Origin of the sequence: Moorena sp. SIO3A2, assembly GCF_010672265.1 — a bacterium.
Classification (GTDB): Bacteria; Cyanobacteriota; Cyanobacteriia; order Cyanobacteriales; family Coleofasciculaceae; genus Moorena; species Moorena producens.
Genome location: NZ_JAAHHC010000101.1, coordinates 1 through 9,988, shown reverse-complemented (window position 1 = coordinate 9,988; position 9,988 = coordinate 1). Strand labels below are relative to the sequence as shown.

Annotated in this window: 9 protein-coding genes and 1 pseudogene; 6 read left to right on the top strand and 4 right to left on the bottom strand. The window is 44.8% G+C overall.

The window, feature by feature from the left end:
- Window positions 1–99, top strand: a pseudogene (locus F6K64_RS37505) (IS630 family transposase); the annotation flags it as partial.
- A gap of 62 nt (window positions 100–161) precedes the next feature.
- Window positions 162–395, top strand: a complete 234-nt coding sequence (locus tag F6K64_RS37500) for a DUF2283 domain-containing protein (protein ID WP_008187086.1) — start codon at window positions 162–164, stop codon at window positions 393–395.
- A gap of 443 nt (window positions 396–838) precedes the next feature.
- Here F6K64_RS37500 and F6K64_RS37495 read toward each other — a convergent pair whose 3' ends face one another.
- Window positions 839–1,990 (bottom strand): hypothetical protein, encoded by a 1,152-nt coding sequence (locus F6K64_RS37495; protein ID WP_008187090.1) that lies wholly within the window; start codon window positions 1,988–1,990, stop codon window positions 839–841.
- 633 nt (window positions 1,991–2,623) lie between these two features.
- Window positions 2,624–5,464, bottom strand: coding sequence for an Ig-like domain-containing protein (locus tag F6K64_RS37490; RefSeq protein ID WP_008187092.1), 2,841 nt, complete (start codon window positions 5,462–5,464; stop codon window positions 2,624–2,626).
- A gap of 6 nt (window positions 5,465–5,470) precedes the next feature.
- On the opposite strand from F6K64_RS37490, the gene F6K64_RS37485 reads away from it, so the two are divergent.
- Window positions 5,471–5,707 (top strand): hypothetical protein, encoded by a 237-nt coding sequence (locus F6K64_RS37485; protein WP_131827060.1) that lies wholly within the window; start codon window positions 5,471–5,473, stop codon window positions 5,705–5,707.
- A gap of 852 nt (window positions 5,708–6,559) precedes the next feature.
- Here F6K64_RS37485 and F6K64_RS37480 read toward each other — a convergent pair.
- Complete coding sequence (locus tag F6K64_RS37480; RefSeq protein WP_287263925.1) at window positions 6,560–6,721, bottom strand: hypothetical protein; 162 nt, start codon at window positions 6,719–6,721, stop codon at window positions 6,560–6,562.
- A 192-nt stretch (window positions 6,722–6,913) separates the two neighbouring features.
- On the opposite strand from F6K64_RS37480, the gene F6K64_RS37475 reads away from it, so the two are divergent.
- On the top strand, window positions 6,914–7,093 hold the full coding sequence (locus tag F6K64_RS37475; RefSeq protein WP_008187095.1) for a hypothetical protein: 180 nt from the start codon (window positions 6,914–6,916) through the stop codon (window positions 7,091–7,093).
- Here F6K64_RS37475 and F6K64_RS37470 read toward each other — a convergent pair.
- Window positions 7,075–7,197, bottom strand: a complete 123-nt coding sequence (locus F6K64_RS37470) for a hypothetical protein (protein WP_287263928.1) — start codon at window positions 7,195–7,197, stop codon at window positions 7,075–7,077. The genes F6K64_RS37475 and F6K64_RS37470 overlap by 19 nt on opposite strands.
- A 287-nt stretch (window positions 7,198–7,484) precedes the next feature.
- Between F6K64_RS37470 and F6K64_RS37465 the strand changes: the two genes are divergently transcribed.
- Window positions 7,485–7,682 carry a hypothetical protein gene (locus F6K64_RS37465; protein WP_131827059.1) on the top strand — a complete coding sequence of 66 codons (198 nt, stop codon included), beginning with the start codon at window positions 7,485–7,487 and terminating at the stop codon, window positions 7,680–7,682.
- Between the two features lie 551 nt (window positions 7,683–8,233).
- The gene (locus F6K64_RS37460) at window positions 8,234–9,448 is read left to right on the top strand and encodes an acyl-CoA dehydrogenase family protein (protein ID WP_008187099.1); all 1,215 of its coding nucleotides are present in this window, start codon (window positions 8,234–8,236) and stop codon (window positions 9,446–9,448) included.
- The last annotated feature ends 540 nt before the right edge of the window (window positions 9,449–9,988 follow it).

Sequence of the window (9,988 nt, the reverse complement as noted above, 5' to 3'; positions counted from 1 at the left end):
GATATAGAGCATGATTTTAGTGCTTTAAAGAGAGCCAGAATGTATACTTCTATAGACACTTCTCTGGATGAAGTAATTCGTGAATATTGTGCTTCTTAGTGTCTCCTCCTTATTTAAAATAACTATACGATTCCGCTTAAGAACTGGGAGATTTACAATTAATGAATAATGCCAAGATGACATACTTTGAACAAGAGGATATCCTTCACCTTACCCTGTCTGATGAACCAGAAGCAGGTAGTGTCGAGATTAGTCCTAACATTACGGCCGAACTCAATGAAGCAGGAGACTTAATTGGAATAGAGATTATCCAAGCAAGTGCCTTCATCCGAGACGCCATTGTAGAATCAGCCCAGGGGAAGCTCTTGAATCTTTCGGGTAAGCATTCAGCTTAGGGACTTGGGTGTAAAAAAAATACCAATTAAAGTAGGGTGGGCAAAGTTATCTGATCGAGAAGACTGATTTTAACCAAAAGGTTTTTGCCTGATAGTAGGGTGGGCAAAGTTATCTGATCTAGAAGAATGATTTTAACCAAAAGGTTTTTGCCTGATAGTAGGCTGGGCAAAGTTATCTGATCGAGAAGACTGATTTTAACCAAAAGGTTTTTGCCTGATAGTAGGGTGGGCAAAGTTATCTGATCTAGAAGAATGATTTTAACCAAAAGGTTTTTGCCTGATAGTAGGGTGGGCAAAGTTATCTGATCTAGAAGAATGATTTTAACCAAAAGGTTTTTGCCTGATAGTAGGGTGGGCAAAGTTATCTGATCTAGAAGAATGATTTTAACCAAAAGGTTTTTGCCCACCCTACTTCTTACCAAACCACACTAAGTATAGGAAAATTACTTACTCGCTATCTCAGATTTTTGGTTTAAATCTTCCACTAACTTGACTAGATCACCATTAGTCTCTGCCCATGACTCCCGCTCATTCCTAACTTTACCGAGGTGGGATTCAATATTTGCTGGTGTAATTAGAACACCAAAATCCTCTGGAACAGTCTGAACTTGATAACTGAACAGGCGATTCAGGATTAGATCACCTACTTCCTCGCGATAATGAGAGCTATCCCAATAGTTTTTCATCCCTTCCCTAATCGATTCTGTGGTAATGCTGTTATAACCAGAAAAATCCCACAATGGTGTAATCTCCACTAACCGACGTTTCCATTCTTCAAACACTGGCCAAAGTCCAGTAACCCTAAGACTTTCCCATTGAGTAGCATGGGATGGTGATATAAATACTTTTAGCTCTATCCCTTTTTCCTTACAGGTATCAACAATGTCTTGAAGATCATCCAAAAAACTATCGGAAAGTCGATACTCTTTATAATATCCATCACTTGTCATTAAGCCCTTGAGCGTGTCCTTAAACCTTCCTAGTGAAGGTTGATCGGGCTTATTGTTATAAACAAAACGCATACCATGGGCATCATAAAGATAGTAAGCCTTTGACTTGATACTAGAACTTACGGTTGATTTGGTAGCATTCAGCGCGTTTAGGGATAGGGTCGAATTAATCAACTCTTGCAGGGGAATAGTTTCTTGATTAAGAAGACTTTCCTTAAAATCTGGAGCATTAGTTTTCAAGTCATTGAACATGAAAAAATCAATACCAATCACAACGGTTTTTAAATCCGGTTGATTAGTTATAGCATGGTCAAAATAACGTTTAACTTCATACATATTTGGACCAACTAGTGCCAAATTGTATCCGGAGTTTCCTGGTTTCAGTCCTGGGTGGTTTGGGTTAAGTCCCAGGTCAGTTCGTGATGAACCTAACAAAACGATTTTGGGTTCATTACGAATAACATCTATAGCCTTGAATAGTCTGACATGGTTAAATTGTTCAGGTTTTAACTGATTTAGACCGGGTAACTCTGGGCTATTTATGACTCCGTAAGGGTCAACAGCAGCGTTCAATAAGCCAAACCCAAATAAACTGGGAAAGGTAACTGCTGCCAAGGTTAGGTTAAATCGACGATAGGAGTTCATATATATAGGATGGTAGATGGGATGGGATTGCTATAGTGCTATTCGATTTTTAATTTTACCAGTGAAAATATTCGATGAAACAAAAAAAAACCTCAGCTGATACTGAGGCTTGTAGGGTATATTTGCTTGAGGTAAGCATTCAGCGGTCAGCGGTCAGCGGTCAGGGGTCAGCGGTGAGCAGACTTATAGCGCTACGCGCAAGTCCGCAAGTCCGCAAGTCCGCAAGTCAGAAGTAAGCGATTACTTACGTTTCGGAGTTTAGGAGCGATGCAGAGGTGCGACCCGTGGCGAATTTAATTCGCCAAGGTCAAACGCACCATTACGGTCTTGGGGAGGCAGCGCGGTCTTGGGGGTTCCCCCCATGAGCGACTGCCGTGGTTTCCCCCACTCGCTATTGCATCAAGACAATGTCAAACATCTGAATGCGTAGTGCTATAACTCAGATTAAACTTTTGCTTACCTCTTTTATTCAAAAGCACCGATTGCGCTACAGGCACGCTGCGCGAACAGTAGCGTGCCTGTAGCGCATTAGCTGATACGCGACACGCTGATAGCTTTAGTCCAAAATCTAGAGTAATTGTAAGGTGCGTTATTAACGCACCCTACTACTAGGAAAAAGCGTCCGCAGTGTGCTTAGGCAACACTTAAGTTAACCTGTACTACCACATCGTTGTAGTCTTGGTCACCACCACCAAACAGATCCTCGAAACCAAAGGTGTTATCCCCTAGCAGGCGAACGTGGTCAACTCCATCTGGGTTAGCCCCCACGAAAGCAAAGAAGGCATTCAGGTCGGAATCCTCTTGATCTGCATTAGAAGGATTATCAGCTAGGAACTCCGCTACTGTACCATCCGAAATCAGGAATGGAGCCAGTAGTACCCCACCGGATACTCCAGCACTTAAGTCTACCTGATTGGATAGTGCAGCTTGTGCATAACCAGCATTACCAACATTGATACCGTTAACTGTGCCACTTTCATCATCAATCCGATACCAGCCAATGGTATTATTGAAAGAAGCTTCACTGTTGACCACAAGACTACCAGTAACTGTACCAGTCACATCGGTCAAATCCAGCAGTTCCCGTTGCCCTTGAATCTGGGTAGTGCCTGTTCCCACTGGCGGAGTCGAACCTGAACCGTCTGAGACAATCACAGTTGCATCATTGAAGTCTCCGTCATTGCCATCTTCAAAGCCCAAGGTTAACTGACCATTGCCATTGTCAGTTACCTGTACATGGTTCTGACCATCGCTATTAAATGAAGCACCACTGAAGAATACGTTGGAGGTAGGATCCTGTCCCCCTAGCACCCCATCTTTAGAGCCACCTTGGATTACGTAGAATACCAGGTTATCGTTGACGTCAAAACTGTCGATGGTGCGGGTGGCTTGAGCAGTACCTAAACCGTCAGGGAGAACAGAGAAAATTGTCTTAGCCTGAGATAGAGCAGCTTGTACATAACCACTCTGACCAGGGGCAATGCCATTGATTGTACCTTCGGCACTATCAACAGCAAATACTCCAATTTCACTGACCTCACCAGCCTCGCGACCTGTAAGAGTGAATTGGAGTTGGGATTGTCCAGCAGTGTCGCCGGTAATGGTGAAGGTATTATTGGCATTCTGAGTCAGAGTCGAGGATACCGGACCACTCTCTTCAATGGTGATGTTAACAGTGCCTGTGCTAGTACCGCCACTGCCATCGCTTACCTCAAAAGTCAAGCTATCAGTGCCAGTGAAGTCCGCATTTGGCGTATAGATAATAAAGTCATCTGTCGGATTATCCGGAGTGCCATTATCATTGACTGCTGCCGTACCGTTGGTTGGCTCCGTGACAATTGCAAAACTTAGCGGATCGCCATCAGGATCAGAGTAGTTAGCTAGAACATCAATGGTAACTTGAGTGTTTGGCTCAGTGGTAGCAGTATTGTTATTGTTTGTCGCTACTGGAGATTGATTATTAGTGACATTAACGTTAACGGTAGCTGTGACCGTAGCATTAGTGCCATCACTGACCTGGTAGGTGAAGCTATCAGCCCCAGTGAAGTCCGCATTTGGCGTATAGGTAATGGTGCCATCAACGTCATTGACTACTGCTGTGCCATTAAATTCCTGCGGTTCAATGGTTACAGTCAGCCCATCCCCATCAGCATCAGTGTCATTACCTAGGACATCAATGGTAACTGCGGTGTTTGAAGTAGTGGTAGCAGTATCGTCTACCGGTACTGGAGGTTGATTAGGATTAGTTACCTCAACGTTAACCGTAGCTGTGACTGGAGGATTAGTGCCATCACTGACCTGGTAGGTGAAGCTATCAGCCCCAGTGAAGTCCGCATTTGGCGTATAGGTAATGGTGCCATCAACGTCATTGACTACTGCTGTGCCATTAAATTCCTGCGGTTCAATGGTTACAGTCAGCCCATCCCCATCAGCATCAGTGTCATTACCTAGGACATTGATATTAACTGCAGTGTTTGAAGTAGTGGTAGCAGTATCGTTGTCTGCTACTGGAGGTTGATTAACATTAACACTAACCGTAGCTTTGACCGGAGGATTGATGCCATCACTAAGCTGATAAGTGAAGGTATCAGTGCCAGTGAAACCATCAACAGGAGTATAGGTAATGGTGCCATCAACGTCATTGACTACTGCTGTGCCATTACCGCCCTGCTGGTCAAGGGTTACAGTCAGGGGATCTCCCTCAGGATCAACGTCATTAGCTAGGACATCGATAGTAACTGCAGTGTTTAAATCAGTGCTTGCAGTATCGTCTTCCGCTACTGGAGGTTTATTAGGGACATCAACGGTAACCGTAGCTGTGACCCCAGGATTGATGCCATCACTGACCTGGTAGGTGAAGGTATCAGTCCCAGTGAAACCATCATTAGGAGTGTAGGTAATGGTGTTATCTTGATTGACTACTGCTGTACCATTAAATTGCTGCGCTTCAATGTTTACAGTCAGGGGATCCCCTTCAGGATCAGAGTCATTACCTAGGACATCAATGATAACTTCGGTACTTTGATCAGTAGTAGCAGTGTCATCTACTGGAACAGGAGCTTCATTAAGTAGGTTGAAGTCAATATAATCAAGTCGAATACGTTCATCATCGTCACTTTCCCCACTAATGGTGATTTGAGTCCCCTCGGGAATAAATATGCTATTGCTAACGGTCAGATCCTTGAACGCATCAGCATCAGGAAAAATACCAGCATTAGGATTGGGATCATCGAGAGTGAATGAAAATGTCTGATTACCAATGGTGACACCGACTGTGCTATTCCCGTCTGTCTCATCAGCAACTTTCAGGATGACCTGGTAAGTGCCACTGGGCAAATCAAAGGTTGTAGTAGCAGTGCCAGTGCTATTACCGTCAGGTAAATCGATCAGTTTATTATTTGAAGCAGCGTTATTATCACTAACTTGAAAAGTATTTAGAGTAAAGCGGGGGTCATCAAATTCAAATCTCGGCATAATATTTTGTCTTACAAAACTCCTCAGTTGCTAAGGCTGTGGGCACTTAACATTGACAATAATCCTAAGCATATGCGCTACGCGCAGGCTACGCCAACAGCTATTAGCTATCAGCCATCAGTGCTCAGCGGTCAGCTGATAGCTGATAGCGTTTTAAATCAAGAGAGTAAGTCCATTAAGCATTCAGCCGTCAGTCCTCAGCCGTCAGCCTTGGCCAAAAGGCCACGCTACGCGAATGGCTGACGCTATTGGCTGATAGCACCTCAAGTAGCACCATCTGTAGCGCATTAGCTGATAGCTGATAGCTTAGCAGGTCATAGCAAGATTGCTGTTGAACTTATCATTAATAGCTGATAGCATATATTGGATAGCACGACGCTGAATGCTTATCTAATGATCTACCAATAAATAAATACCTACTTACCTCCAGATATCCGGATTTATTTTCCAGATTCATGGCCAAATGTAAGATAAACTAGTAAAGATTAACCGATGCTATAATATAATATATAAATATATTTTTGCTTCATAAACATGAATAAATTATCGGTTTAGCATTATTTATATTTGGGAAGGATAATATTAATTGTAATGAAGCGATCGCTTCATTACAATTTCTCACGTAATATCCCCTATAAAAAGGAAAGAGCCTTGCCATTCATGCTCTTTCCTTGCCGTCAAAAAATCACCTTATTCATTGATGCCATGAGTTTTTTTTTATGTCACTAGTATTCGGATAAATTCATCAAGTCTTTATAGTAGTAATTTTCTATTTCTGCTAAATAAGGGAATCGGGAATCGGGAGCGGTGCGACCCGTGGCGAATTAAATTCGCCTACGGAAAGCGCACCGAGGGAATCGGGAATCGGGAGTCGGGAGCGGTGCGACCCGTGGCGAATTTAATTACGGGTCAAGCGCACCGATGGAGTCGGGAGTGAAGTGTGGGAAGTGTGGGGAGATGGGGAGTCAGATCAGCAACGGTTTGTCCCCCCCTTATTAAGGGTTTGTCCCCCCCTTATTAAGGGGGGTTAGGGGGGATCCCCACTTTCCACGGGGCTTTCAGCGATGCAGTTGCGTAGGGTGGGTTAGGGACGGGCTAGCCCTGATTTTCTGCCTGTTCGCGGTTAGGTTGCTGCCCGTAACGCACCACTGTATTGATTATGCGATCGCTAATTTCCCAGCTAAACCCCAACTGGAGATCCCCCCTAACCCCCCTTAACAAGGGGGGGACACTCACCACACTTACCACACTTACCACACTCCCTGCTCCCTGCTCCCTGCTCCCTCAAAAAGAATTTGTTACAAAACTTTTTAAAATATGCTATAATTTGCTATTTTTTGTGTTAAACTAAAAGTGTGGACAAAAAAATCCACGGGAAGAGCCAGCCTTAGAGTTTTCGCAGGCTGCAGGCTGGCTCTGGGTTCCCCTTACAGGAGATAACTTAATAATATGTCCCATACTCAACACCTATACCCATGGGTAGTGGTGCGCCTATTGCCACCAATGCCACCAGTCGTTTTTGCTCGGTTCGACAACCCTGCTGATGCCAAGGGCTATGTGCAGGTCCTGAAACTGCTGATGCCTGATGCCAAGTTTCTACTTTTTTTGGATCACGGAGTAGTGGTGTAGCACAGGCATCTTGCCTGTGACATAGGGAATCGGGAATCGGGAATCGGGAATCGGGAGTAGTTGTGTAGAATAGGCTTCGATGCTGTGAGGAAAATATTGATCACAGGCAAGATGCCTGTTCTACCAAAATCTTGTCCACAGGCAAGATGCCTGTTCTACCAAAATAGTACACAGGCAAGATGCCTGTTCTACCAAAATAGTACACAGGCAAGATGCCTGTTCTACCAAGACCCCAATTCCACCGAGTGGGTCAAACAGCTGGGAATCCCCCCCTCATAAGGGTAGGTTTTTTACAAAGACCTCAGGTGTGGGGTGAGCGGGCGTGGGGTGACCGGGTGTGGGGGATAAGAAAGCGATCCAGCGCGGTCTTGGGGAGGCAGAGGTGCGACCCGTGGCGAATTTAATTACGGGTCAAACGCACCATTACGGTCTTGGGGGTCTCCACGGGGCAAACAGCGGTGCGGACGCAGGTTCCGCACACAGCCCCTCCCCACTCGCTATTGCCGTGGTTTCCCCCGGAGACAAAACCTTAGATAGGGTCGCCTTTATAGTTAGCAGGTTATGCAGAAAAGGGTTAAATATTTTTTAATAAGGCGACCCGATCTTACGGTAAATTCAAACCACTCGCTATTGCATCAAGACAATGTACTTAATTTGTCGTTAAAAATCATCATTTATTCGTTGTTTTCCTTTTCCTCTCCCTCTGGGTCGCCCCATGTTTTACCCTAATGTAAAAAACCTACCCTTATCAGCCCTTAATAAGGGGGGCTGGCAGAAGGCAGAAGGCAGAAGTAAGGTTTTATCGGTAATGGTTTTTGATAACTAATTATCCGGACATGATCTAACAATTAGCATCATTTAGCTGATACAGCGTTCTTCATAACTATCAGATACACAGTATTTTTTCCTTCTTACTTCTTACTTCTTACCTGTTCCCTGTTCCCTGCTCCCTAAAAACCTCACCCCATTGAAAATTGCTGTAGTTAAATTCCTGATACATTGAACGTCTGTTTTGTCAAGTAAACTTTATACAAAATAGCTAGAATTACCCCGCAAAAATAAAGTTATTTGGTAGTTGATCCTTTACTGTTTGCCAGCCGCTACAATTAACGAGGAACAAAAACATCTACTCAATAAACTGTGCAAACTCCTGTTCTCTTAGATCGGCAAGTCTATGATCCACAAGCCCTCCTGGATCATTTAAGCCAGCTCACTCAGGAAGAGTTTGCCCCTAGGGCGGCTCAATACGACCAGACAGCAAGCTTCCCAGCAGAAAACTTTGAGACTCTGTTTGATGCAGGTCTTCATGCCCCAGCTGTACCGATTAAGTATGGTGGTTTAGGCTTAGGTCACAGCAGTGATATCCTCACCCTCTGGATGATGACACGAGAATTAGCAAAGGTAGATTTAGCTTTCACCCGTTGCTGGGAAGGCCATACTAATATACAAGTATTATTGACTGCCAACGCTAATGAAGCTCAAAAGCAACGTTGGTTTGAAGGGATTGTGCAACGAGGGGAAAAATGGGCGGGTTGGAGTGGCGAACCTCTTTCTAAAGTCCCTGGGCAAACCAGTGGTATTGGGACAACAGTTAAGGTTGTAGAGGGGGGCTATATTGTTGATGGTTGCAAGGTCTTTGCCACAGGAGCGGATGGGCTACAATGGGCGATATTGTTTGTGAGTACTGCCGGAACAGGAGCTGTTCGTCATCACGATGGACCAGCGAATTCCGTGTTGATGTTAGCCTGTGATTTATCAGACCCAAGTGTAAGCTTTGATTCAACCTGGTGGAAACCGATTGGAATGCGGGGAAGTGTAAGTTATCGCGTACAATTCGATCACACCTTTATTCCTAAAGAAAATCTGATTGGCTATCCAGGGCAATACTTGCTTGAAGAGTGGCAAACTCGCTTTACTCCTCAGTATGGAGCGGCATTTTTGGGGGCGGCAGAAGGGGCTTATGGTTATGCCCACGCTCATATCAAAAAGCAAGGCAGAGAACAGGATGCTTATGTGCAGCATCGGATTGCTAAATCAACCATGAACATTGAAACCATGGACTTGTGGCTACGAAAAGTGGCTTTGTTGTGGGAAACAGGTCAACACCAGCAGGCCAAAGAAGCTGGTAACCGCTTTCGTTATTTGTCAGAAAAATTGGCACTGGAGACTTTGGAACACTGTACTCGCATGTGTGGCGCTCGTGCTATGATTCAACCCAGTCCTTTGGAACGGATTTATCGCGATTTATCCTTCTATACTCTCCATGATAATTGCGATCGCGTTTTGGCCTCCATTGGTCAGGAAATACTGGGGCAAGAAAGCGATCGGGCGTTTTTTAATTCTTCACAGAAGTAAGCATTCAGCTTAAGCGCTACAGATGGTGCTACTTGAGGTGCTTATGCGCTACAGATGGTGCTACTTGAGGTGCTTTGGGTCTGTGGCCACGCTACACCGAACAGTTTATGCCCAAGCACACGCTACTGTTTGCGCAGCACCTCAAGTAGCGCAATCGGTGCTTTTGAATAAAATAAGCGGCGTTGCTGAATTAAGGAATGAATGCGCGATCATCTGGTTTTGTTAAAGCCCCCGTGGGTCCCCCGAGCGAGGGATTGCTCGCCCAGAATTGGGGGGCTAGGGCGTGTTTTCAAAGTTTTCCGCAAGATATTAGATCCCCCCCAGCCCCCCTTATTAAGGGGGGAGCCATACTCAAAGTCCCCCTTTTTTAAGGGAAACGGGGGTACTCGGAGTTTGAAGACACGCCCTAGGGGCAGGGCTAATTCATTGTGATCAGAGAAAATTAGGGCAGCCAGAAACTCGCGTAAACTATCAAAGTGAGCTCAATATGGAACTGTCCTACTTTTCCGATCAAGATCTTTCAATCATGCTGTCATACCA